Origin of the sequence: Psychrobacter sp. G (assembly GCF_000418305.1) — a bacterium.
Classification (GTDB): domain Bacteria; phylum Pseudomonadota; class Gammaproteobacteria; order Pseudomonadales; family Moraxellaceae; genus Psychrobacter; species Psychrobacter cryohalolentis.
Map to the genome: position 1 here is coordinate 2474400 of NC_021661.1, position 24815 is coordinate 2499214.

A 24815-nucleotide genomic window follows, 5' to 3' on the forward strand; every position below is an offset into this window, starting at 1 on the left:
CGCAGATGATTTCTTGGTCTTTAGTCTCGAAAATTTATTGATCTTATCCATTAAAAGTCGTCCAGATACAAGCGATGGCTATAAGAACAAAAACGTAACGTCCTACCCATATATTGGCTAAAAATGCTTTAAAACAAGCCAAAGCATTACGACTGGCACACGCACTGTTTTGCTTAGCAAACATCATCGCGACTAACGCTAAGCCAAAGACTGGCGTAATACCTAAACTGGTCGGCGCAAAATAATGCCACATGATTGCGCCCATGATAACTAAAAACAACATCTGTAGTAACGAGATGATAATCACATCATAACGACCAAATAATATCGCGGTTGATTTAACCCCTATCTTTATATCATCCTCTCGGTCAGCCATTGCATATTGAGTATCATAAGCAACTGTCCAACACATATAAGCAAGGAATAACAACCAACACCAGATATCAGGCGCGCCTTGTATCGCGACATATGCCATCGGTATCGCCCAGCCGAAAGCCGCTGCCAAAAAGACTTGCGGCAAATGCGTATAACGTTTCATAAATGGATAAATAAACGCCAATATGACGGCACCAAACGACCAATAGAATACTTGAATGGGTAAAAACAGTAATAGACTGGCACTCAATAATACTAATACTAAAAAAACTGCAATTGCCTCTTTAGCAGACAGACGTCCATCAGCTAACGGACGACCTTTAGTACGGCTTACGTGACCATCGACTTTACGGTCGGCAAAATCATTAATCGCACAGCCTGCTGCTCGCATCAATATCGCTCCAAGGGCAAAAATCACAAAGATACTGAAACTGGGTAGCCCTGCCGTAATGCCTGCACCTTGTTGCTGCGCCTGCCCCATCGCAGCGAATAATACACCCCATAATGTTGGCCATAGTAGCAGTTCAATACCTACTGGCTTATCAAAACGTGTCAGCTGAATATAAGCTTGTAGCTTGTCGTTAAATGTCATGGCGTTTTAATTATCATGGATAGAAAATAGTAAATAATGATTTGAGTGCATAGCAATTTAGTACATAGAACTTGGCGTACGCTATAGTGAGTTCAATATAAAAGAGTTACGTTTAGAATAGCATTATGCTGGGATAAATTTCTCTCGGTTGTCGTGCGCTTCGCACTCCAGAGGCTTCGTAAAATTTATCCCAGCAGTACTGTGTTCTTTTTAAATTGAATCGACTATACTTTTTTTGATACTAATAATGCCACTAGACTTGTTGCCACATCGTATTGGCTTCAATGAGTGATAGCTCGGGATATTGCTTGCGTAAGGCTTTAATCGCAGCAACTTTCTCTTTTTGTGCAGCTTGCTGGCGTAAAAATGCCAATTGCTCTTTAGGATTACTTAACTCTTTTAGACGTGCTTCAAGGCGCAAGATTCTGGTACGCAGCATAATATTGATTAACAATAGCGCCGCACCCATCACCCAAATGATTAATACAGACATTCCCTGCTCCTAAATTTATAAGCTGTCTTATTTGATATTATTAAACGAAATAACCGTCAAAACGTACTGCTTCATTATTCCAGCTTTCACTTGGCTGTTGATCAGCAAGTGACGGCGCAAATTGTGGACGCTTAACGATGACGCGACCTTGTTTTTGACCGTTTTGACTGACAACGGCTTGTGCAGATTGTAGTAATTGCTGCTCTTCATCTAACGTTGGCGGATGCGCTAATTGATGCAACGCTTGCATATGCTTACCGACTTTCGCGCCCTTCCCCGTCTTGCTATCTTGATAACTGTCTTCTGGAAACATAGGGTCAAGATATATCACATCAATGGCTTGCTCGTTATCAGCCCCTAGATAGTTATTAAACCTTGCAAAATAAGTAAGCGCATCGGTATTAATAATCTGCAAACGTGACATCAGCTTTTGCCAATTTGGCAGCGTACTCATACGCAGCTGCTCTACAAGCAACAATAACGCCATCAATGGCTGCTGCTCAAGCATGGTAACTTGGGCTCCGGTACTCGCCAGTATCAGACTATCATGACCAAAACCAGCAGTTGCATCAATGACCTGACTATCTGCGGTCAATTTCGCTGCTTGTAATAAAAGCTCAGACTTACGCCCTGCACTAACTACGCGCCGCTGCATTTTATCCCATTCAGGGGCAACGCTTAACCCATCACTCAACCATGAAAGTTTATCTTTTTCATCTAACAGCAATATAGGTTGGGTAGCTATCTGGCTTAACTGCTGGCGACGTTTTTGATTTAATTTCTCTGTCACCAGTTCAGTATTCAAAATAATGGGTAGCTTATGCTCAGCTATGAGTGCCTGCAAGCTTTCGACTTGACTGGCCTGCGTTTCATTAACATAAAGTAGTTGGCAGCTCATTTCAGCAGTCAGCACTTGCTTCAAATTGGTCATGACCGCCATTCCTTTCTAGTATTTACAAGCGCATGAATTACCATCAAAACATTCCACCAACAAACTTAGCCTGCCATTTGATAACCAAAACCCCAAGCGGCTATGAGTACCAATACACCGGTGACAATACGCAACCATGCAAAGATTTTAAAGTCACGGCGACTGACCCAAGCGACCAATAAGCGAATACAAAGCAAGGCCACGATAAACGATACGACAGTACCAATGCCTAGCACTAACCAATCTTCGCTACTGGTTAAAACGTCACGATGCTTAATAAAATCTAGTAGAGCCGCACCAATAATAACCGGAATACCCAAAAAGAATGAAAATTCAGCGGAGGCTTTACGTGAGACACCAAGCCACAGCGCACCAATAATCGTCGCACCTGAGCGTGATGTACCGGGTATCAATGCCAAACATTGCAGCAAACCTATCATCAAAGCTGTTTTTAGGCTAACGTCTTCTGCTTCTTCTGCAATAATGGCTTTCGGGCGATTCTCAACATAAAAGATCAGCAAACCGCCGATAATCAGCATAATCGCCACGACGATAGGGTTAAATAAATAGGCTTTTATCTCATCAGCAAAAGTGAAACCAACAATCATCACCGGAATAGTCGCGACAATCAGGCTAAGTCCTAGCTGACGAGGATTACTCATGCCTTCTGCTTTACCCGTCAGCAAACCCATCAGTGCCTGCCAGAGTCTGCCCCAATAATCATATATGACCGCCAAAATAGCACCAAACTGCACCACCACCACAAACAAATCGACTTTTTCTTTGGTCCAAAAACCCATCAAATCGGCGGATAGAATTAAATATCCCGTGCTAGAGATGGGCAAAAACTCAGTGATACCTTCAACGATACCCATGATGACAGCTTGAATTAATAAAATAATATCCACAAAATTATTCCTAAGAAATTCCGAAAACAGTAAAGGCGTTTGTTTTATATTGTTATATTCGTAATACTGTTATTGTCGCGTGCGACACTTGAAAGCTTTATAAGCACTGAATATAGAAAGGGTATACTAAGCCTTACCTTGCTCTTTCAACGTTTTCCACGCTTGATTGCGTAAGTATTTGGGTAAAGCTTGCGCCGCTTCTGTTCCGCCATTGACCATAAACTGAGCCACACCCAATTGTCCTATCACGGTCGCATCAGGATGGATATCAGCATAAATAATCTGACCGTCATGTAGACTTAATAAACCGGCACCATTGCCAACGATAGGAATCTCTAGCGCTGTCTGGCTATCATAATCAAGTAGCTGCTCAGTATCTTCGCCATTGTCTTGATTAACCGCCTGCATAATATTGTCTATTAGAGCATATTGCCCAAAATATACCTGCTGCATACGCGCATCAAGAGCACTGTATACTTCGCTTAAACCCTGTTGCTGATACGCCGCTTGCGCAATCGCTTGCAGGCTTGAAACGCCCACACAAGGAATATCGTGCGCGACAGATAGCGCCTGTACCACTGCCGTATTGATTCGTATACCACTAAAGGCACCAGGACCACGATTAAAGATAAGCGCTTGTATGTCAGCCAGTTTTAGTTGCGCCTCAGATAATGCCGCGTCAATCATCGGTAAGATTTGCTGCGTCTGCTGGCGCTTACCTGTCTCAGTATGACTCGATAACACTTGACCGCTGGCATCTAAAATGGCGATCGAACACTGATCGAACACGGTATCCATTGCTAAAAACATCATAACCTCGGCTAATTCTCTTGACATCGTAAAACAGCGCCTATCATAGCATTTAGGACAGATTAATTGACTTACTTTCTATATTTTTCATGCATTCTTTATGAGAATTCACTCAAATATCCAAAATATGAAAAAACCTCAAAGCTCATTTAGCTTTGAGGTTTTTACTATCAATATTTCCCAGTAGCACTAAATCATTTAAAAACGTGTTTTAAACTTCTTCGGCGCTTGGTTTTGTAGCTCTTGCATCTGTTTTTGCATCTCTTCAGTGCTTGGCATGTTATTTGGGTCAAGTCCCATCTGCTTTGCCATTTGCTGTGGGTTCACATCTTTAACACCACCTTGCTGACCGCCACCGCCGAATAATGGACCACCGCCGCCTGCTCCACTGCCGCCGCCCATCAACCCTTGCATCGATTTCATCATTTTACTGATGCCTTCAGGCTTAGAAATCATTTTCATCATTTTTGCCATTTGCTTGTGCTGCTTGAGCAAACGATTGACGTCTTGAATCTCACGACCTGAGCCTGCAGCAATACGGCGCTTACGACTTGGATTGATTTTATCAGGATTTTTGCGCTCAAATGGCGTCATCGAATTGATCAACGCTTCCATCTCACGTACTTTTTCTTCAGGCTTGGCATCTTCAACGGCTTTTTGCATATCAGAGCCGCCCATACCTGGCATCTTATCTAAGAAGCCTGCCATGCCGCCCATGCTTTTCATTTGCTGAAACTGGGTCAATAGATCTTCAAGGTCGAACTCGCCGCCCTTTTGCATCTTTTTCGCCATTTTTTCGGCTTTATCACGGTCAATCTTTTGCTCAACTTCTTCAACTAGACTTAAGACGTCACCCATACCAAGAATACGCTGGGCAATACGTTCAGGATGGAACAGCTCTAGCGCATCTAGTTTCTCACCGCGACCCAAGAACTTAATCGGCTTACCTGTGATGGCGCGTACAGAAAGCGCCGCACCGCCACGAGCATCGCCGTCAGTCTTGGTCAAAATAACGCCCGTTAATGGCAGCGCATCGTTAAAGGCTTTGGCAGTATTTGCCGCATCCTGACCAGTCATCGCATCAACAACAAACAGTGTCTCAGAAGGATTGACCGCAGCGGTTAACGCCTTGATTTCATCCATCATGGTTTCATCAATAGCCAAACGACCAGCTGTATCAATAATCAAGATATCTTGATATTGAATTTTAGCTTCCTCAATAGCACGCAAGGCGATATCAATCGGGTTTTCGTCGCTACTTGAGTTGACGAACTTGGCATTTACTTGTCCAGCGACTTGCTCAAGCTGGGCAATCGCTGCTGGGCGGTAAACGTCAGCAGATACCAGCATGACTTTTTTCTTATGGCGCTCTTGTAAGAACTTGGCCAATTTACCGGCAGTGGTAGTTTTACCAGCACCTTGCAGACCTGCTAGCAGATAAATAACCGGCGGCTTACCTGTCATCTCAAGCTGCTGATTGGCACTGCCCATCATTTCAGTCAGCTCGTCATGGACGATTTTGACAAATGCCTGTCCTGGTGCTAACTCTTTAAGCACTTCAGCGCCAAGCGCTTGCTCTTTGACACGCTTCACAAAATCACGAGTGACTGGCAATGCCACATCGGCTTCCAGCAGCGCCATACGTACTTCGCGTAAAGTGTCTTTGATATTGTCTTCGGTCAATTGCCCCGTGCCTGCGATATTGCGCAGACTAGACGACAATCGTTCTGTTAAAGTATCAAACATAAATAACTCTCAGTTAAAATAATTCTGGATTAAGCTTAACTCTTCATAAATGAAAGAGTTGATAAAAACTATTAGGGTATGCGATTGCAGGTATTCAAGCTCAATTGCTAAGCATTTATCAGGAATACATAAGACGGTGCTCAATTGAGTGCCATTTTATGATAAATTGGGTAATTATTCTAATAATACCACTTTAGCATGAAATTAAGCGCGTATTTTGCGCGCATTATGAGATGAGGTTTTATATCTTGCAACTTGCATTTTTACTTGCTGCGATGGCTTACTTCTTAGTCAGCATCTATATTGGTTGGGCGCTGATTCAAGATAGACCTATCCATAAAGGCCCAAGCTTAGGCTTATTATTTGTGGGCATGTTGGCACACGCAGCGCTACTTTATCCACACATAGTCACACTCTATGGGCTAAATTTCAATCTGTTTAATATCATCAGCTTGGTCAGCTTATTCTTTTTGTTTTTTTACGTCATGTTTTCTCTGTATCGACCTATTGTCAGTCTGGGTATCCTCGCGGCACCGACCGCTCTTGTAGGTATGCTAATCGGTCATATTGGACGCGCGCCTTATCGTCCGATTACAGATATTAGCATTGGGCTTGAGTCTCATATCTTGCTGTCGCTTGCCGCATATTGTGTGCTGCTGATGGCAGCGGTACAAGCGCTATTTTTGCGACTACAAATACGTGAGCTTAAGCATCAATCGATTCACCGCTTTTGGGTCAACAAGCTGCCGTCTCTTCAAAGCATGGAGAGCCTATTATTCGATATGCTATTGGTCGGCTTTGTCCTGCTGAGCGTTGCACTGGGTATTGGTTTTATCTACGTAGATGACTTGATGGCGCAGCATCTTGTGCACAAAACAGCCTTTAGCCTGATGTCTTGGCTGCTGTTTGGTGCATTACTTATCGGTAATTGGCGTGCTGGATGGCGCGGAAAACGTGCCGCTAATATGACTATCTATGCTTTTATTTTATTAGCGATTGGCTTTGTCGGTAGCAAGTTTGTATTAGAGATGGTGTTATAGAACCAGCTTCACAATAGTAATATAGTAAAAAGCTGCGAGTATTAAATAAGAATACTCGCAGCTTTTTTATTAAATATCTTTTAATACTCTGTTCTAAATTTCAAACCACTCTAATGAAAACCTAATTAAATACTACCGTCTTATTCCCTGCGACAATCACGCGATTTTGTACATGCCAATTGACTGCGCGTGCCAATACATTACGCTCGATATCGCGACCAATAGCGCGCAGTTCAGTGACACCTTGACGATGTGTCACACGGTGCACGTCTTGCTCAATGATAGGTCCTTGATCGAGCTCAGCAGTCACATAATGGGCGGTTGCGCCAATCAACTTTACCCCTTTATCGTAAGCTTGACGATAAGGGTCAGCACCAACGAACGCAGGCAAGAACGAATGATGAATATTGATAATCTGCATCGGCCAGCGCTTAACAAAGTCTGACGACAATATCTGCATATAGCGCGCTAGCACCAATAAATCATTACCCGCCATCAATGTATGGATCTTCTCTTCTGCTTCTACTTTATTATCTTTGGTCACTAGAACGTGATAAAAAGCGATACCAAAATTTTCTACTGATTGGCGTAAAGCAATATGATTACTTACCACGCAGGTAATCTCGCAATCGAGCAAGCCGCGCTGATGACGCCATAGTAAGTCTAATAAGGCATGATCAAATTTAGATACCAAGATACCAACTTTGGTCTTAATCGCATTGTCATGTAAGCGCCATTCCATATTGTGGCGTTTGGCAACGGTATGCGCAAAGCTGGCTTCAAAGTTATCGATAATCTCACTCAATCCCGCTAAGGCAAACTCTAAACGCATAAAGTATTGACCGCCTTCATGGGCCGTTGAGTACTGATCTAACGTAATGATATTGCCGCCATAGCGATGAATAAACTCAGATACGGCTTGTACGATACCGGCTTGGTCACGGCATTTAATCAATAGGGTCGCTGTAGCAGTAATAGTAGGAATCTCTTTAAGTGTCATTTGAAGTGACGTTTTTGGTGAAGCAATCGTTGCGGTGTCTGACATAGTACGCTCAATTAAAAATAAAACTTGCTGCTTGCTTTGAATATAGCTAACAGCATAGGAAACCGACTATTCTAATCGTTTTTGCAAGAATTTGCTGATTGAGTTGGTTATATTTAATTATATTTAATTATATTTAATTATATTTAATTATATTTAATTATAGAGATTATATTTAATTATAGAGATTATAGAGATTATAGAGATTATAGAGATAAAACCCCCAACGCGAGGGTTGAGGGTTTTTGTATTTATAATATTGTAAGATGCTTACTATATGACAGATATTGTGGTCGTTGTCGTAGTAGCGGCTGGAGCTGGTGTTGTTACTGATACTTTGATTTTATCATTAGGACGACAGCCGCTATATTCGAACTTATAGCTTACCGCGCTATCAACTACTTTACCAACTCCTAGATTAATAATACTAGGTAATTTCAAATTGCCAGAAGTAAGTTCTGCTTCACAGGTCACATTCGTATTTGCTACAGTTAAGGATGACCCTTCTGGCAACGTGGTACTTACTGAACCCGTACCGTTCCCACTGATTGAAACACTAATAGAGGTTGAACCTGATTTAACAATAGCCGTAGTATTTGGCTCAGCATTTGATACCTGTATTATACCATTCGTCAGTTCTACCGTAGGAGAGTAGTCAGTCTTATCTTCAGCCACAACACTAATGGTAGTTCCTGACGGCATACTGACCGTACGTGCACTATTACCATACATTTTAAAAGCTCGGGTGATTGCCGTCTTTCCTAAATTAGGATTAAGAGAACCAGGTAAACCCTCATATACTGGACTATCGGAAGCTAAACCTAGTATAAACTGTTGGCGTAAGATAGCTGACAGCTTATTATCACAGGTCTCTTCAATATTTGGTTGAGAGTTAGAAGAAGGTGCACAAACAGCGCCAGTAGCCCCTCTTCTATATACAAATTCGCCAGCTTCAGAATCATAATTGTTATTTTCGTTATCATCACGGAAGAAGTCGCCGATGTTATGCGTGAATATATCACCAGCGCTAAATTGATTATCGCCATCCTTATCAATATAAGCTTTATCACCTTCTACATAAGCAATTACTGCGACACGATTATCTACTGGACGTGGGTTTTGAGTACTGAACTCAACCGTACATATTCCTTTGTTAGTCGCGCAACTTGGCGTTACTCTACCACCTTCACTGACGAAACTCATTACCGTACCATCAGGTACAGGGTTACCCACTCTATCTACTAATCGTACTGTAATGGTTGCAGTATCGCCATCTACACTATTAGCTAATACGTTTTTGCTCAACGAAATACTAACACCATTTTGAGTTGCACGTCCTGTCGCTACAGAGACGTCTTTTGATAAGGCAAATATACTGGTATTTGATTTTAAGGTGGCTTTAATTTCTACAGGTCCTGGTAATGCACCTGGATATAAGTTGACGACGACCTTACCTTGCGAATCACTAGTTACTGTTCTGGGGGCTTGGTTATTTAATGTTACAAAACTAAAGTCAGTAGGTACCTGCAATTTACTTATTTCAACTTGCTGATTGGCAGCAGGTCTGCCATTTGCGAATACAGTAAACTCTATCTGACCTGAGCTTGATGAGCCACTATTACTTGCTCCTAACTGCAGTTTCTCAGTTGTGGTATAAAATATTGAGCTCGCTTCAATACCAGAGATGTTTATAGTCTTTGTTTGTCTGTTTACTGGATTGTTCGCAGGAGTAGCAGTGATGGTTTGTGCACCTTCACATAAGTTACCATTATCATCAATAGCCTTATAAGTTGTACTTACATCACCTTGATTGCTAGAAATGACACTATTACTATCAAAACTGCCACAACTAGTAGTGAAGTTTACAGTAACATCGTTTTGGTAGACGTCATTGATTGCATCTTTTGTTTTGAGAGTGATATTTGTATTACTACCCGAGTCCAAACTGGTAGATGACAATGTAAATTCAGTTAGTGACACTTGTATAGCCTGTAAAGAAAAGTTATAGCCAGGCGTAGTTTTGGTCAAATCATTATAATTAACAGTTGCGCTGAGTTGATAGCTTCCTGTATTTGCACTATCTAAAGGTTTGACGGATATAGATGCCTCACCTTTTTCATTCGTCAAAACAGTGTTATTGCTAGTACCAAATATAACACCTTCAGCTTGAAAGGATACCAAAGCATTGCTTACTGGATTTCTATTACCATCAGTTACTATCACTGTTGCACTCGCTCCAACTGACGTAATAGTACGAGTTACTTTGCCATAGGAATCTATTAAAGTTATAGGTGTTACATTGATAGCACTTACTGGTATTCCTGTTCCATCCTCACCGTTGCTACCATTGCTAGGCTTTTCAGGACCCAAATCAGGGGCAGGCGCAATTATATCCGTGCCATCTCCACCACCACAACCAGCCAGTGCCAATGCGCAGGTTAAAAAGGTGAGCTGAAATAACTTAAAAGTGAATGGTAATGAGCTGTATGACATGTTTGGAACTCCGCAACGGCAATCATTTATATAAGTAAACAGGCAAAATCATTACACGGAATCCTAATGGATTGGTAATGATACATACATTTACAATAATGCCAGTAGTATTAACAGATTGTATTAAATATATAACTGAGACTTTACTGACTTTTGTCATAACTTACAACTAAAAAGTGAATCCTTATTATTAAATAATCAACAACATAGTGCCTTCATTTCAGGGTATAATAGCCCTCCTTTAATCCAACAGTTATCACAAAAATATTTGAGTATTCATCTCTTTTATGGTATAAATGTCGGCTTTAAAATTTTCTGAATTGGTATGCTTGTTATTTGCCTTTAGATAACAGTAATATCAACTCAACATTCATATAGTTTTGTTTGGTGCAAAGCTGCCGCTTGCTGTGTCCATGCCGCAAAAACGTGCAACTTGCCCAGACTGGTATGAGAAAAACTCATACCTCATAGATTAGGAGTTCGCCATGTCTCGAGTTTGCCAAGTGACTGGAAAGCGCCCTATGGTGGGTAATAATGTTTCGCACGCAAACAACAAAACCCGTCGTCGCTTTCTACCAAACCTTCATAACCATCGTTTTTGGGTAGAGTCTGAAAATCGTTTTGTACGTCTACGTGTGTCTACCAAAGGTATGCGCATCATTGACAAATTGGGTATCGATAAAGTGCTAGTAGATCTACGCGCACAAGGTCAAAAAGTTTAAGTAAATATTGGCAGTCTAATTTATCGATGAATGTCGCTATTTAGGCTGCTGCTATGCTGAATATTTACCAGCCCATATATTTATGACTGGATACTATCTACAGCCACTTAATACTTTAGACCCATACCTATCGATTGAAGACCGCTCATTTACAGGAAAGCCATCATGAGAGATAAAATTAAATTAGTATCAACAGCTGGTACTGGGTATTACTATACCACTACCAAAAACAAGCGCACTATGCCTGGCAAAATGGAAATCAAAAAATTTGATCCAAAAGTACGCCAGCATGTGATCTTTAAAGAAGCAAAAATCAAATAATCTCCATTTTTATAAATGGTTTTATTTGAACAAAAAAAGGGTTTATCAATTGATAAACCCTTTTTTATTGTTGTTATTTAGACTGACTACTATTTATCTATTTGCTATTGATTTATACATCATTAACTATAGTGCGTCGGCTCTTTGTCATAGACATGCGCATGCCATTGACTCATCTGCTTTTGCATAATAACTTGGATTGCAGCATGAATCATATGCTGCCCAATCGCTTGGGTATCACTACCTAATATCTCTTTTAACTTATCAGAAAAATCAATGGTCATCAGCGGCGCATCATCTTGTTCAGCATCACGTAAGAGCAATTTGCCATCGTCTGCTTCTACCAGCTCAAGGGTCGTCTCTTTGGCAAACCCTGCAAACTGATCGGTACTGTCATTATCTACTTCAATCTCATTATCGATATCGTATGGCATTCATTGTATCCTTATTATCCCGATTTATACCTGTAAAAAACGCGCTGATTCCACTTACTAAAGCTACTGTCTTACAGTCATGCGGGCAAAACTATCTTATTCATACAATGGACGCTTTGGCGCTATAATTCAAGGGCTGTTCTATAAGTCTTTTGCACAACTCAGGCTCGATAGTCTTAGTTTTATAGAAATTACCAGCCTTTAACGCCAGTAACGCAGTTTTGCTAGGGTAAATAAGAAAGCAACAAACATACCGAGATAGTACATGAGCTTTAACTCTAATGTCGGATCACGATATTTGAACGGTAACGCTACTGTCGCAGTCGCGGTTGGCAGTATCAATAACATGAGCAGCCAGTTTTCAAAGACGTGTAGCCAGCCTTGCCAATCAGTTCCATGACGAAGCGAAGACAGACCTAGCAACAGACAGGCAATAATTAAGCTGGTAAATAAACCATTTGGTAAGTCTTTTGGATAAATAATATTGGCAATACTGGTCGGTATGATTCTCATGTAGAATTCCAGTCAAGCTTATAGAGCATGACTTAACGGTGAAAAAGTGTATCAAAAAACAACTTATAAAAATATTACAAGGTTATCTTTATTAAGGAGCTTTATCTCTACTAATAAAAACTTAACTATAAGTACCCATTAACCACAGCATTGAGATACAAGAGGTCAAATACCCCAAACTAATGGCATTCCAGCTCTCTATATGCATATCTTTAACCTTGTTAAGTAGGCGTGAACCTAGCCAAAATAAAAGGGGAATGCCTAGCATAAATGCGGGTACGATCACCGCCGCGTGGCGTAATACTTCACCGGCATCTTCACCAACCATCAGGCGAAAGCCGTAACCAGCTAGACTCAGAACAAGGGCGAACATGGCTAAGCCAATAGTAATACCTTTTGGCACTAAGCTACGTGATTGCGAGGCTTGCTGGGACCCAGCTCGATGTTTTGCATTTTGCATATTCATATTTTACCTTTAGCTGACGTGTCGCTTAATATAATCAGTCATACAGCGGCTATTAATAATAGGTAACTTTACTATTTAATAGTATATAACTTACTATATGGGGCGTTACTCCCCATTTGCCAAGGCAAGCTCTGCACGCATGGCATCGATTGCTGCTTTATAATCTTCTTGATTAAATATCGCTGAACCGGCGACGAACATATCAGCACCTGCTTCGGCAATGGCGCGGATATTATTGGCTTTGATACCGCCATCTACTTCTAATCTAATATCACGACCGCTAGTAATGATACGCTGACGTACTTGGCGAACCTTTTCTAGCGTCCCTTCAATAAATGACTGACCACCGTAGCCAGGATTGACACTCATCAGTAGGACCTGATCCACTTTATCCATGACATAGTCTAAATAATGCAATGGCGTTGCTGGATTCAATACCAAACCACACTCAGCGCCGCCATCTTTAATCAACTGCAAAGAACGATCGATATGCGAGCTTGCTTCCGGATGAAATGTGATAATGCTGGCACCCGCCTCTAAGAACTGCTCAATCATACTATCAACAGGGCTCACCATTAGATGCACGTCAATTGGTGCATCAATCCCATAATCACGCAGCGCCTTACAAATCATGCTACCAAACGTCAAATTGGGTACATAATGGTTATCCATCACATCAAAATGGATGACATCAGCACCAGACGCCAATACACGTTCTACCTCTTCACCTAATTTGGCAAAATCAGCAGATAATATAGAAGGGGCGATTAGATACGGCTTAGAGGGACTGATCATAATTGAGCTACCTAATGGATATTTGACTAAGGATTTAATATATAGATGTATGCATAGCACGAATAATACGTATGTCTATTATAACGGATAATCAGGGTCTATAATGGGTACTGAGTATCGATATTATAGGTAGACTCAGCAGATACAGACACATGCAGACAATTAGCGCGGTTTATATTGGGTTTTGCAATAAGCACGACCTACCGTAAAACCTCGTATCGCTTCATGCTTGGTAGCGCGATTGCTCACACGTTGACGCCATGAGCGAAACGAGGACGGTTTTAGCACCTGACGCATAAGTGTAATGACGCCGGACTCATTGAGACCATAGCTATGCTCTATCGCCTCAAACGGTGTCCTGTCCTCCCACGCCATCTCTATCACGCGCGACACTTGTGACTCATCGAGGGCATGAACAGTCATATCATTGCTAGAAGCGGCGATAACTGAGCTTGATTTGACTGCATGAGTTTGAGGATTACTTAAATTGGTACTGGTATGGTCTCGCTGTTTATTCTTTAAAGCAGCATCCATATCCGCTTGCATGGTGGCAAGCGTGGCTTTAGTAGCAACAGAATTATCCTCTACTGATGGAGTATCGGCAGTAACGGTACTTAAGTCTTGATAACTTGCCATAGGTATGACCTTTTAAATCTGAAACACAATAACGAACAATATGAGAGCAAATTTTAGCTAAGCTGTGCCATACGCCAGTGATGTTCAATATGCTCATTGATCACTGTTTGAATAAAATAATAGCTATGGTCGTGACCGGCTTGATAGCGCAATGTTAATGGCTGCTTGGCCTTTGTACAGGCTTGTTGTAACTTTGACGTTTGTAATTGACCATCCGCTAAAAACTCGTCGGCAGCGCCTTGGTCAACCAAGATGCTTGAGTATTGCTGACCGAATTGTTCAATTATCTGAGAAGCGTCTGCTTGCGCCCACAAGCTCTTGTCATCACCAAAATACTCTGTATAAGCTGCTTGACCCCATGCCGACTCACTAGCGGCGCACACAGGTGATAAAGCTGACACACTCACAAACTTGCCTGGGAATTTAAAGCCTAATAATAAGGCACCGTGACCACCCATCGAGTGACCCGTGATACCAATACTATCAATCGGAAACTCTGAGCGTAATAAATCATACAGCTCATCAACGATGTAACTTTGCATATTAAAATGCTCAGCCCAAGGTGCTTGCGTCGCATCGACATAGTAGCTTGCGCCTTGACCAACAAAATAACGCTCATCGTTTGGCACTTCACTTCTTTCGCTACCTTCACTACTTCTAGGAGAGGTATCCGGTGCGATAAATATCATACCAAGCTCGCTACATTTTTGTTGAAAATGCGCTTTGTGGGTCACATTATCGGCATTACAAGTGAGACCTGATAAATATAAAATCGCCGGACAACGCTGCCCTGCTAGTGCCTCATCAGGCAGATAAATACTAAAGGTCATCGGCGTCTTGGTAGCCGCTGATTGATGACTGTAATAACGCTGCTCACCATCAAAACAACGATTGACACTTTTTTGCGTAAGCTGGGTGCTGGCTGAGAGACTGTGGTTATAAGAATTATTCATAAGCATTATCCTTTTTAGCTAAGATAAAATAGTTGAAAACAGATGCTTATTTAAAAAAGCATCAGATTAAAAATGGGATAAAAATCAGTTCGCTGTGTTCTTATCATCTACAACTGTATCTGCGCCCGTACCCGGTGAAATATTGATAGTCGTTGTCGCATTCGAAGTATCTATAATGCTAGCAAGCGGCGGTCGTGTTTTATCAAATAACACTTGCTCAAATGCTGGCAACGCCGTTTCCATCAAACTACCGATCACCATTTGCGGCTCTGATGGCTCAAAACCCATAGAGATCTCACGCTCTTCTACTCGATAAGCGGCGTCTTTAAAGGCAGCAGAAAAACTGGTGTTTTCTCTTAAGCTTTCAGCAAAAAATGCTTGCCCAAAATAGGTCATTTCAGCACTATTGGTACAGCCAAATGACATCTTGTCTGTTGCCGAAGCGGTAATCACCACTGTCGTCGGCGACGCTAATTCATCAATAAACGAACCTGAATAACAAGCCGATACCACGATAACACGCCAGCGAATACCTGAGGCATCTAACGACTCTCGCAGCCATGTTGCATCCAGATTATCCATCGCAAGCGGTGGATTAGATAAATGGATAAAATCCTGATCGCCATGCGACGATAGTGTCATAAATAACACGTCTTCATCAGCGTTCATCTGCTGACCAATTCTTTTTAAGCCGCGTAAAATACTGGTTTTGGTGGCAATTGGCTCATCTAGCCAAGTGTAGTTATTATTAATCAGTGCCAATGAATGCCCGCTAGTACCAAAACGCACATCAAACAGCTCACGTACTTTATTAATCTCAGAACGGAAGACGTTTTGATCAGAGAATCCCGCCACACCCATAAAGTACCAATCACTTTTGCCCGGTATACTAGGATCTATACGAGCCAGCGCCTCTTGTAATAAACGCGGCTGCTCATATAAGGCGGCTTCTTCTAATACTGGCTCTACGGGTATCTGCTTAAATATGGGCTGGTCAGCGACGTTACGCTGCCATATCGTCAATAGTGCAACAGCACCGATGATGACGATGATCCGCTCCCACCACGGTATACGCAGGCGACGAGAAAATATCCATAACAATGCCAAGGTCTGCCATAAAAACAGCACCAAAAATAGCGTTGGTAAAAACGAATAACTCCAATCGGGCAACCAGCTATAGCTACCTAAAAACTGTACTAAGCTTTGTAATAGAGCAGATAAAGTATCAGCAACCAACCACAGTACGACAGGCACAAAAACCAGTGCTTGATTGCCTGCGCGCCGTGCCAGAATAATGCCGCCAAGCAGAATAATCATCGGCCATATGAGATAGCTTACCAATCCTTGCTCATTGAATATACTGCCGTCTGGAGCGGCTAACCAAGAAAATAGGACGTTACTACCCAAAGCCAATAGCGCAAATACAGCGAACTGAACAAAGGTAGGTTTAACCCAAGAGAATGCCCGTGTTGAGCCTACTAGCATCCACAAGGTTGCAATAATATTGGCAGCGAAATTGAGCGAAAAGCGCTGCAGTGAGACGGTTTTTAACGACGCAAGTGACAAAGACTTAGACCTCTAGCCAGTCGAGAGAAATAAAACAAATCAATGATAAAATATTTTGATATCCATGCCGTTTACTGTCTTTCATTTAATTTTTTTACATGGCATAGGGATATCAATTTTATATTTAATTCACTATGAAATGAATATAAGAGACGGATAGCGCACATTAATATTATTGACTAATATTTTAGCTCGCTAATCTATCGCGATTGTAACGGATTGTCGGTCAAGAGCATAAGGCTGAATTGTAAAATTCGCTTAAAAACCCATCAAAAAAGGAGGTCTTAAATTTAAGACCTCCTTTTTTATCAAAATCTTCTATCAAACCTTGAATATTATCTCATCAATAGCTCATTAACACGTCTGAGATAAGCGGCTGGATCATCTAACTGACCGCCATCTGCTAGTAATGCTTGGTCGAAAATAACTTGCGCCAATTTATCAAAATCTTCGGCTGACTGCTCGCTACTTTCAAGCTTTTTAATCAATGGATGATCAGGGTTAACCTCAAGCGTCGGCTTGCTTTCTGGCACATCTTGACCCATTTGCTTAAGCATCTGAATCATTTGTGGTGATAACTCACCTTCACCAACGACTAAGCAGGCAGGACTATCAACCAAACGCGTCGATACTTTAACGTCTTTGGCACGTTCGCCTAACGCCGTTTTTAGCTTATCAACGACAGGCTTCATGGTTTCTTGCGCTTTTTCAGCTTCAGCTTTTTCGGCTTCGTCTTGCAAGTCGCCCAAATCAACTGCACCTTTGGCGATGTTTTGTAGCGGTGTCTCATCAAATGAGGTCAAGAAATTCATCGCCCACTCATCGACACGGCTGGTCATCAAGATAACTTCGATGCCTTTCTTTTTGAATAGCTCTAACTGTGGGCTATTTTTAGCAGCCGCTAGATTGTCAGCCGTGAGATAATAAATGGCTTTTTGACCGTCTTTCATACGCGCTTTATAGTCTTCAAAGCTGGTCGTCACACTATCCTGAGTACTGGTTGCATAACGCAGCAATTTGGCAATACGTTCTTGATTGCCCATGTCTTCGCCAACGCCTTCTTTGATGACATCACCAAATTCAGCGTAGAACTGCGCAAATTTTTCTTGCTTATCACTGTCTTCACTGTTGGCTAGACTGGCCAGCAAAGTCAAAATACGACGCGCGTTACCATCGCGGATAGACTTTACATCACGCGACTCTTGTAATAGCTCGCGGCTCACGTTCAATGGCAAGTCGGCTGAATCGATGACACCTTTAACGAAACGTAGGTACATTGGCAACAGCTGTTCTGCCTCGTCCATAATAAAGACGCGCTTCACATACAGCTTAAGCCCATGCTGCTGCTCACGCGTGTACAAATCGACAGGTGCTTTTTTAGGAATATACAATAGCTGCGTATACTGAACACGACCTTCGACACGGTTATGCGTCCATGCTAGTGGCGCGTCCATGTCATAGGTGATATTTTTATAAAAATCGATATACTCTTCATCTTCAATCTCAGAGGCTGAACGTGTCCATAAGGCACTGGCCTTATTAATGGTTTCCCATTCGTCTGTTAAGACCATTTGACCATTGGCAGGCGTGTCACTGCCTTCTTCAACCTCATCTTCTTGCCAGACTTCTTTACGCATCTGAATCGGCAAGCTGATATGGTCTGAGTATTTATTAACCAACTGCTTAATTTTGCCACGGTCTAAATAGCTATCTTCGCCCTCACTATATTGCTCTTTTAAATGCAAAGTAATGGCGGTGCCACGCGTCGCTTTCGTGATAGGCTCAACAGTAAAGCTACCCGTACCATCTGATACCCAGCGTACGCCTTTATCCGCAGGTTCGCCAGCTTTGCGAGTTTCAACACTGATAGTATCGGCAACGATAAAGCCCGAATAAAAGCCAACCCCAAATTGACCAATCAACTGACCATCTTGCTTCTGTGATTCAGACAGCTTGTCTAAAAATGCTTTAGTACCGGACTTGGCAATCGTACCTAAGTTTTCGATGGCATCGGCTTCATTCATCCCAATACCATTATCGGTAAAGGTGATGGTTTTGGCGTCTTCATCGACAGCAATGCGAATTTTTAGCTCACCATCGTCTTCATAAAGACTGTCATCATTGGTCGCTTCAAAACGCAATTTATCACAGGCATCAGAGGCGTTTGAAACCAGCTCACGCACAAAGATATCAGAATTAGAGTAAAGCGAGTGGGTCACTAGATGTAGCAGTTGCGCCACTTCCGCCTCAAAGGTATGTTTTTTTAATTCAGGGCTGCTTTCATTAGCGGCACTGTCATTAGCAGTGTCTTTATTAACATTAATATCGTAAACAATGTCATCAACATTTTTATTGTCTGTTGGGTTCTGTTCACTCATAAAAAACTCCTTCAATTTATGTTAAAAACTTATTATAAGATAGCAGTACTCAAACGAAACTTACTCAATGAATATTAGAGAGCTTACGTTTTGAATACCGCTAAGCTGTTTATACTAATAGGGGCGCGGGAGAAAATTTCAAGCGTAAAAACTTGATTCAATAAAAAACACCGCCCTAGTTTCCTGAGGCGGTGTCATTGTAATGATAATAGATTTAGCAAGTATATTTAGTAATACGTTTTTAGATAAACCTATCAGCTATAAGCAGCTAGGCAAATGACGAGCAGGATCCGAATCACGGGCTGCCATTGCATCTTCAACCGTTAAACCTAATGCTTTGGCAACGCCTTCGCCATAAGCGGCATCACACCAGTTACAGTTGCGAATGTGGCGATACTGAATAAAGTCCGGCACACCCGCCATATTGTTCGCTGTGTTTTCAAATAGCACTTGTTGTTGCTCAGCACTCATCAAATTAAACAACGCTCTCGGTTGACTGAAATAATCGCTATCGTCTTCACGGAAATCATAATGCGCCGCATAGCCGTCAATTTTTAATGGTGGCTCAGCATAATCAGGCTGCTCTTGCCACTGGCTAAAGCTGTTTGGTTCATAATGCGGGCGACTGCCATAGTTATCATCGACACGTCCTTGACCATCACGATGATTGCTCATCACAGGGCAACGCGGCTTATTCACCGGAATTTGCTGATGATTGACACCAACACGATAACGCTGAGCATCGGCATAGTTAACCAAGCGATTTTGTAGCATTTTATCCGGTGAAACGCTGATACCCGGTACTAAATTACTTGGGGCAAATGCTGCTTGTTCCACATCGACAAAGTAGTTGTCAGAGTTTTTGTTTAATTCAAACTCACCCACTTCGATCAGTGGGTAATCCCCTTTTGGCCATACTTTGGTCAAGTCAAACGGATGATAAGGAACGGTATCCGCCTCAGCTTCTGGCATGATTTGCACATACATTTTCCACTTTGGAAAATCACGATTTTCGATGGCATCGTACAAGTCTTTTTGATGACTTTCACGATCCGAACCAACCACCTCTGCCGCTTCTGCATCGGTCAAGTTCTTGATGCCTTGTTGCGTGCGGAAATGGAATTTGACCCAGAAACGTTCTTTGGCCTCATTCCAAAAACTATACGTGTGCGAGCCAAAACCATGCATACTTCTATACGATGCTGGCAGACCGCGATCACTCATAACGATGGTGACTTGATGTAATGCTTCAGGTAATAAAGTCCAAAAGTCCCAATTGTTGGTCGCTGAACGCATATTGGTACGTGGATCACGTTTGACGGCTTTGTTTAGGTCTGGGAATTTGCGCGGATCACGTAAGAAGAACACAGGCGTATTATTACCCACCATGTCCCAATTACCTTCTTCGGTGTAGAATTTCAAAGCAAAACCTCGAATGTCACGCTCGGCATCAGCCGCGCCGCGCTCACCTGCGACGGTACTAAAGCGAGCGAACATCTCAGTTTGCTTACCAATTTTGCTAAAAATATCCGCACGGGTATATTTAGTGATGTCATTGGTCACAGTAAAAGTACCAAATGCGCCAGAACCTTTAGCATGCATACGGCGCTCTGGAATCACTTCACGGGCAAAGTTGCCTAGCTTTTCATTTAGCCAGATATCTTGTACTAATAATGGACCACGCTTGCCTGCAGTGAGACTGTTTTGATTGTCTGCAACTGGTGCGCCGTTGCTCATCGTCAATTGGGTCGGGGCGTAAGGACATTTTTTATCGCTGCTATTATTACTGTTGTTGTCGCTCATAATCATATTCCTTTGGATAGCAAATGGATGAAAGTACAAAACCTATTCTGAATAAGCCTCTAATAACATATCCAGAATAGTTGTAAATGTTTCTGAAAAACGGCTATTTTTATTCATAGTAACCTGTAAACACAGTAATCTTGCCTCGTTAGACACCATTACAACCGATTAGTATTGATTTGTATAATTAATTAATTACATGCTTTCGTTTTGTTTTTCAGAATTACTCAAAATATTGTCTAACTCATCCAAATGCTTTTCATTCATAGAGCGATCTCAAACAATGACTACCTATTGGATACATCTTTGCATTAGCGCGGCATGGGACGAATAGTCAGAATTTGCTCACTACGACCAAAAGGTCCTTGCGTATCATGTAATATAGCGCTGCTAATCCCTATGCCATCAGCACCGTATTGCTGCACGGCTTCGATTCCAAGCCAGCGACCTTGCGGCGCGCGGTGCATATGAATTTGCAAATCAGTATTGGGGAACATCCATTCCAGTTTTGCCATCCCCAGTCCAAGCCTTGGTACAACCCCATTGGCAGTATCGGCCATGCCCAATAAATGCACCATGTCATGGGTAGGCATACCCTCTACCATGTCGATATCATTGGTCATCCATACCATACCTTTACCAGGACGACGATTAGGTTCAGCTACCAAACGTACGCTTTCAATGAAACCGCCGGGCCAACCTTTCATACCATCCCAAGCGGGTAACGCTTCAGGCTTATATATGGATTTTTGATCTTCAAGCCCTGCAATGACACTGGTATCTTGAGTAATCAAGCGCCATGCACGCGCAATGATGGCATCGCGACCACGACTGCTCATCACTGCTTCGATAAGCTCAATAGTCCTACCCGGACGGATACATCGCGTAGTCACGATAAAATCGTCAAGCGGTATCAGCCCTAAAATATCTAAACTGATACGAGCAATGCGCATATTTTCTTGTGGTATAAAACTTTGTAATTCGGCAGTGAGCAAGCCGGTGGCTGGCGCCATATGTTGCTCATGCTCGTTCCAAGCGCCTTGCGCATGCTTCGTTGGCTGATAATAAGCAACACTACTACCATCTGCTTGCTGCTCACGTTTTATAAAAGTGTAATAAGCTGACATGAATGTCCTCGGATTCTTTTTAAAATAGATTGATTAGGTATAAAAGAAAGGTAGTCTTTCTTTGTTTAGCGCATAAGGGCTTGCTTTTGTACCGTCAGCAGTGTGCGACTTTTAGCCATTACAAATAGAAAGAAAGCCATAATGGCGATAAGCGCGCCATATAACAGACTGTAATCTCTCATAAACTGGGTTGCATTTAACATCAGCATCCCTATCAGGATGACAATCGTAAACGTATTAATTTTTAATTGTTTATTGATCTCATCAAGGCTAGCTTCTGCCAAGACAAATCTTTTTTTCTGCTGTTTCATTTTATGTGACCTATCTGGCGCTATATACAAAGCCTGCTTATTTTATTTGCCAACTTGCGTCATTGGAATTCGTAAAGCTTTTGGCAAGCTAAAGGTGACATTTTCTTCAATACCCAACAGCTCACTTGGCAAATCACCACCCCAATTTTGCAGCTGCTGTAGTACCTCTTGAATCAATACTTCAGGCGCTGAAGCACCCGCAGTCACGCCCACACTTTGTATCCCATCGAACCAGCTCTTATTCATTTCAGTGGCATTATCAATCAAATACGCGCGGCAATTCATGCGCTCTGCCAATTCACGCAAACGATTTGAGTTTGATGAGTTTGGTGAGCCAACGACCAAGACCACCTCACAGCGACCCGCTAAATCCTTGACCGCATCTTGACGATTTTGGGTGGCATAACAGATATCGTCTTTACGTGGACCTTGAATGCTTGGGAATTTTTCACGTAGCGCATCAATAACGCGCGCGGTATCATCCATCGATAAGGTCGTTTGGGTCACAAATGCTAAGCGCTCAGCATCTTGTACGCTCAAAGCTTCAACATCGCTCTCGTTTTCAACCAGATGAATCTGTCCGCCATGACGATGGTTAAAGCGTCCCATAGTGCCTTCTACTTCAGGATGTCCCGCATGTCCAATCAATACCGCATCCATACCATCCTGCGCAAATTTAGCGACTTCGATATGTACTTTAGTGACCAAAGGACAAGTGGCATCAAACACCGTCAAATCACGACGTTCTGCTTCATCTTCTACAGCTTTTGAAACCCCGTGAGCGGAAAAAATAACAATAGAGCCGTCTGGCACTTCATGTAGCTCTTCCACAAAAACAGCACCGCGATTGGCCAAGTCGGATACCACGAACTTGTTATGTACCACTTCATGACGAACATAAATGGGTGGCTCAAAACGTAACAGTGCTTCGTTGACAATCGCAATCGCGCGATCCACACCAGCACAAAATCCACGTGGATTGGCAAGATAAATTTGCATAAGAAGACCTATCATTAGATAATTTATATAAAAGCCTAGGCTTAAAGCTTAAGCCACCGAAACTTTTATTCAAAAGTTGGGATAAAAACGATACCCTACTTTAGCATAATTTGCTTTTAAAGCAGTTTATAATGAGGCATCGATTACTACTTTTGTCACCATACATGATGGTGTTTTTTATTTTTACCAGCCTTTTATATTAATTCGAATACTTTTATTTATTTATCAAGACACAATTCACTAGGACACACTGTATGACAGGTTCATTATTTATTATCACTGCCGCTTCTGGCACAGGCAAGACCTCCTTGGTTAAGCAGCTACTTGCCACCACCAATGACTTGACTGTCAGTGTTTCACACACCACTCGTGAGCCGCGCCCAGGCGAGATTGACGGTCATCATTATCATTTTACTGACGTTGATAAGTTTGTGACAGCCATCAGTGAAAGTCAGTTTTTAGAACATGCCGAAGTATTTGGCAATTATTATGGCACCTCAGAGCAAAGTGTACGCGCGCAACTAGACGCTGGTGTCGATGTAATTTTGGAGATTGATTGGCAAGGCGCGCTGCAAGTCAAAAAGATCTTTACCGATGCCATCATGATTTTTATTTTACCGCCAAGTATCGCCACTTTACGTCAACGCTTATCAACGCGTGGACAGGACAGTATGGAGGTGATAGAGCAGCGTTTGGCTGGTGCTGTTAATGAGATGGCGCAGTACGTCAATTTTGACTATGTCATTATTAATGACAGTTTTGAGGTTGCTTTAACTGAGCTTAAAGCAATTATCGTTGCCGATAGACAGACTCTAAAGCGTCAACAGCAGCGTTATCAGCGCACGATTACCAATCTACTTAACAATACAGTAGACGAGTAAATGTGGCGTTGATTTGCCTTAATGCTTCATCTTGAAAATAGTTATCAGCAGACAAGCAAAAAGCAATTACGCCTGCAAGCAAAAAAATGCTATAATGTCTAGCTATCCCCTTTTATATTTTTGATATTATTTTTATTGAGTGGCGCGCCATGCTCGCAACCAGTAAAAACAACCGAGGTAGCTATTTATGGCACGAGTGACGATTGAAGATTGTTTGGATAATGTTGATAATCGGTTTGAGCTGGTTCTGGTCGCAAGCAAGCGCGCACGTCAGTTAGCTAAAGGCATCGCAGAGCCGTTGGTTGATGTTGATAACGACAAGCCAACAGTATTGGCATTACGTGAAATCGCTGCTGGTAAAATTACCCGTGATATTTTAAATCAGCCAGAGCATAACTTTGCTACTAGCTCGTTAGATCTAGCATTGTCAGGCGATCATAGCTTCTAATAAATTACCGTACAAAGTATGAATTTAGCAAG

At 42.1% G+C, this 24815-nt stretch carries 25 protein-coding genes; 5 read left to right on the forward strand and 20 right to left on the reverse strand.

Annotation, left to right across the window (positions count from 1 at the left end; genetic code table 11):
* Window positions 1-43: 43 nt before the first annotated feature.
* The 6 genes from ubiA to ffh form a co-directional block, all read right to left on the reverse strand.
* Window positions 44-967 carry a 4-hydroxybenzoate octaprenyltransferase gene (gene ubiA, locus PSYCG_RS10335; RefSeq protein WP_020444149.1) on the reverse strand — a complete coding sequence of 308 codons (924 nt, stop codon included), beginning with the start codon at window positions 965-967 and terminating at the stop codon, window positions 44-46.
* 253 nt (window positions 968-1220) lie between these two features.
* On the reverse strand, window positions 1221-1460 hold the full coding sequence (locus tag PSYCG_RS10340) for a hypothetical protein (RefSeq protein ID WP_020444150.1): 240 nt from the start codon (window positions 1458-1460) through the stop codon (window positions 1221-1223).
* 40 nt (window positions 1461-1500) lie between these two features.
* On the reverse strand, window positions 1501-2391 hold the full coding sequence (locus PSYCG_RS10345) for a class I SAM-dependent methyltransferase (RefSeq protein ID WP_020444151.1): 891 nt from the start codon (window positions 2389-2391) through the stop codon (window positions 1501-1503).
* A gap of 65 nt (window positions 2392-2456) precedes the next feature.
* Window positions 2457-3299: an undecaprenyl-diphosphate phosphatase gene (locus PSYCG_RS10350; RefSeq protein ID WP_020444152.1), complete on the reverse strand. Its 843-nt coding sequence runs from the start codon at window positions 3297-3299 to the stop codon at window positions 2457-2459.
* Window positions 3300-3425: 126 nt separating this feature from the next.
* On the reverse strand, window positions 3426-4109 hold the full coding sequence (gene tsaB / locus PSYCG_RS10355; RefSeq protein WP_041772633.1) for a tRNA (adenosine(37)-N6)-threonylcarbamoyltransferase complex dimerization subunit type 1 TsaB: 684 nt from the start codon (window positions 4107-4109) through the stop codon (window positions 3426-3428).
* Between the two features lie 198 nt (window positions 4110-4307).
* Window positions 4308-5855 (reverse strand): signal recognition particle protein, encoded by a 1548-nt coding sequence (gene ffh / locus PSYCG_RS10360; protein WP_020444154.1) that lies wholly within the window; start codon window positions 5853-5855, stop codon window positions 4308-4310.
* A gap of 233 nt (window positions 5856-6088) precedes the next feature.
* On the opposite strand from ffh, the gene PSYCG_RS10365 reads away from it, so the two are divergent.
* Window positions 6089-6895: an inner membrane protein YpjD gene (locus PSYCG_RS10365; RefSeq protein ID WP_020444155.1), complete on the forward strand. Its 807-nt coding sequence runs from the start codon at window positions 6089-6091 to the stop codon at window positions 6893-6895.
* Between the two features lie 121 nt (window positions 6896-7016).
* On the opposite strand, the gene purU is transcribed toward PSYCG_RS10365, so the two are convergent.
* Both purU and PSYCG_RS10375 read right to left on the reverse strand, forming a co-directional pair.
* Window positions 7017-7895 carry a formyltetrahydrofolate deformylase gene (purU, locus tag PSYCG_RS10370; RefSeq protein ID WP_201765232.1) on the reverse strand — a complete coding sequence of 293 codons (879 nt, stop codon included), beginning with the start codon at window positions 7893-7895 and terminating at the stop codon, window positions 7017-7019.
* Between the two features lie 315 nt (window positions 7896-8210).
* The gene (locus PSYCG_RS10375; RefSeq protein WP_020444157.1) at window positions 8211-10430 is read right to left on the reverse strand and encodes an Ig-like domain-containing protein; all 2220 of its coding nucleotides are present in this window, start codon (window positions 10428-10430) and stop codon (window positions 8211-8213) included.
* Between the two features lie 485 nt (window positions 10431-10915).
* On the opposite strand from PSYCG_RS10375, the gene rpmB reads away from it, so the two are divergent.
* Together rpmB and rpmG are read left to right on the forward strand one after the other, a co-directional pair.
* The gene (rpmB, locus tag PSYCG_RS10380) at window positions 10916-11152 is read left to right on the forward strand and encodes a 50S ribosomal protein L28 (RefSeq protein ID WP_011280972.1); all 237 of its coding nucleotides are present in this window, start codon (window positions 10916-10918) and stop codon (window positions 11150-11152) included.
* Between the two features lie 165 nt (window positions 11153-11317).
* Window positions 11318-11473, forward strand: coding sequence for a 50S ribosomal protein L33 (gene rpmG / locus PSYCG_RS10385; protein WP_010201403.1), 156 nt, complete (start codon window positions 11318-11320; stop codon window positions 11471-11473).
* Between the two features lie 122 nt (window positions 11474-11595).
* Here the strand turns inward: rpmG and PSYCG_RS10390 are convergent, their stop codons facing one another.
* The 12 genes from PSYCG_RS10390 to ispH form a co-directional block, all read right to left on the reverse strand.
* Window positions 11596-11907 carry a hypothetical protein gene (locus PSYCG_RS10390; RefSeq protein WP_011514309.1) on the reverse strand — a complete coding sequence of 104 codons (312 nt, stop codon included), beginning with the start codon at window positions 11905-11907 and terminating at the stop codon, window positions 11596-11598.
* 201 nt (window positions 11908-12108) lie between these two features.
* Window positions 12109-12420: a hypothetical protein gene (locus PSYCG_RS10395; RefSeq protein WP_020444158.1), complete on the reverse strand. Its 312-nt coding sequence runs from the start codon at window positions 12418-12420 to the stop codon at window positions 12109-12111.
* 121 nt (window positions 12421-12541) lie between these two features.
* On the reverse strand, window positions 12542-12886 hold the full coding sequence (locus tag PSYCG_RS10400; RefSeq protein WP_020444159.1) for a hypothetical protein: 345 nt from the start codon (window positions 12884-12886) through the stop codon (window positions 12542-12544).
* Between the two features lie 105 nt (window positions 12887-12991).
* A complete protein-coding gene (gene rpe, locus PSYCG_RS10405; RefSeq protein ID WP_020444160.1) occupies window positions 12992-13681 on the reverse strand; it encodes a ribulose-phosphate 3-epimerase in 690 nt (229 codons plus the stop codon).
* 162 nt (window positions 13682-13843) lie between these two features.
* The gene (locus PSYCG_RS13720) at window positions 13844-14104 is read right to left on the reverse strand and encodes a TIGR03643 family protein (RefSeq protein ID WP_201765233.1); all 261 of its coding nucleotides are present in this window, start codon (window positions 14102-14104) and stop codon (window positions 13844-13846) included.
* 266 nt (window positions 14105-14370) lie between these two features.
* Window positions 14371-15270, reverse strand: coding sequence for an S-formylglutathione hydrolase (gene fghA / locus PSYCG_RS10415; protein WP_020444162.1), 900 nt, complete (start codon window positions 15268-15270; stop codon window positions 14371-14373).
* Between the two features lie 84 nt (window positions 15271-15354).
* Entirely contained in the window at window positions 15355-16836 is a 1482-nt protein-coding gene (locus PSYCG_RS10420) for a C13 family peptidase (RefSeq protein WP_020444163.1), read from the reverse strand.
* 335 nt (window positions 16837-17171) lie between these two features.
* Window positions 17172-19214, reverse strand: a complete 2043-nt coding sequence (htpG, locus tag PSYCG_RS10425; protein WP_020444164.1) for a molecular chaperone HtpG — start codon at window positions 19212-19214, stop codon at window positions 17172-17174.
* Between the two features lie 258 nt (window positions 19215-19472).
* Window positions 19473-21017, reverse strand: a complete 1545-nt coding sequence (locus PSYCG_RS10430) for a catalase (protein ID WP_020444165.1) — start codon at window positions 21015-21017, stop codon at window positions 19473-19475.
* Window positions 21018-21328: 311 nt separating this feature from the next.
* On the reverse strand, window positions 21329-22144 hold the full coding sequence (locus PSYCG_RS10435) for a thioesterase family protein (RefSeq protein ID WP_020444166.1): 816 nt from the start codon (window positions 22142-22144) through the stop codon (window positions 21329-21331).
* Between the two features lie 65 nt (window positions 22145-22209).
* On the reverse strand, window positions 22210-22455 hold the full coding sequence (locus tag PSYCG_RS10440) for a hypothetical protein (protein WP_020444167.1): 246 nt from the start codon (window positions 22453-22455) through the stop codon (window positions 22210-22212).
* Window positions 22456-22497: 42 nt separating this feature from the next.
* Window positions 22498-23454 (reverse strand): 4-hydroxy-3-methylbut-2-enyl diphosphate reductase, encoded by a 957-nt coding sequence (ispH, locus tag PSYCG_RS10445; protein ID WP_011514320.1) that lies wholly within the window; start codon window positions 23452-23454, stop codon window positions 22498-22500.
* A gap of 254 nt (window positions 23455-23708) precedes the next feature.
* Here ispH and gmk point away from each other — a divergent pair, with 254 nt between their 5' ends.
* Both gmk and rpoZ read left to right on the forward strand, forming a co-directional pair.
* Complete coding sequence (gene gmk, locus PSYCG_RS10450; RefSeq protein WP_020444168.1) at window positions 23709-24335, forward strand: guanylate kinase; 627 nt, start codon at window positions 23709-23711, stop codon at window positions 24333-24335.
* 187 nt (window positions 24336-24522) lie between these two features.
* Window positions 24523-24783, forward strand: a complete 261-nt coding sequence (gene rpoZ / locus PSYCG_RS10455) for a DNA-directed RNA polymerase subunit omega (RefSeq protein ID WP_011280985.1) — start codon at window positions 24523-24525, stop codon at window positions 24781-24783.
* Window positions 24784-24815: the final 32 nt, after the last annotated feature.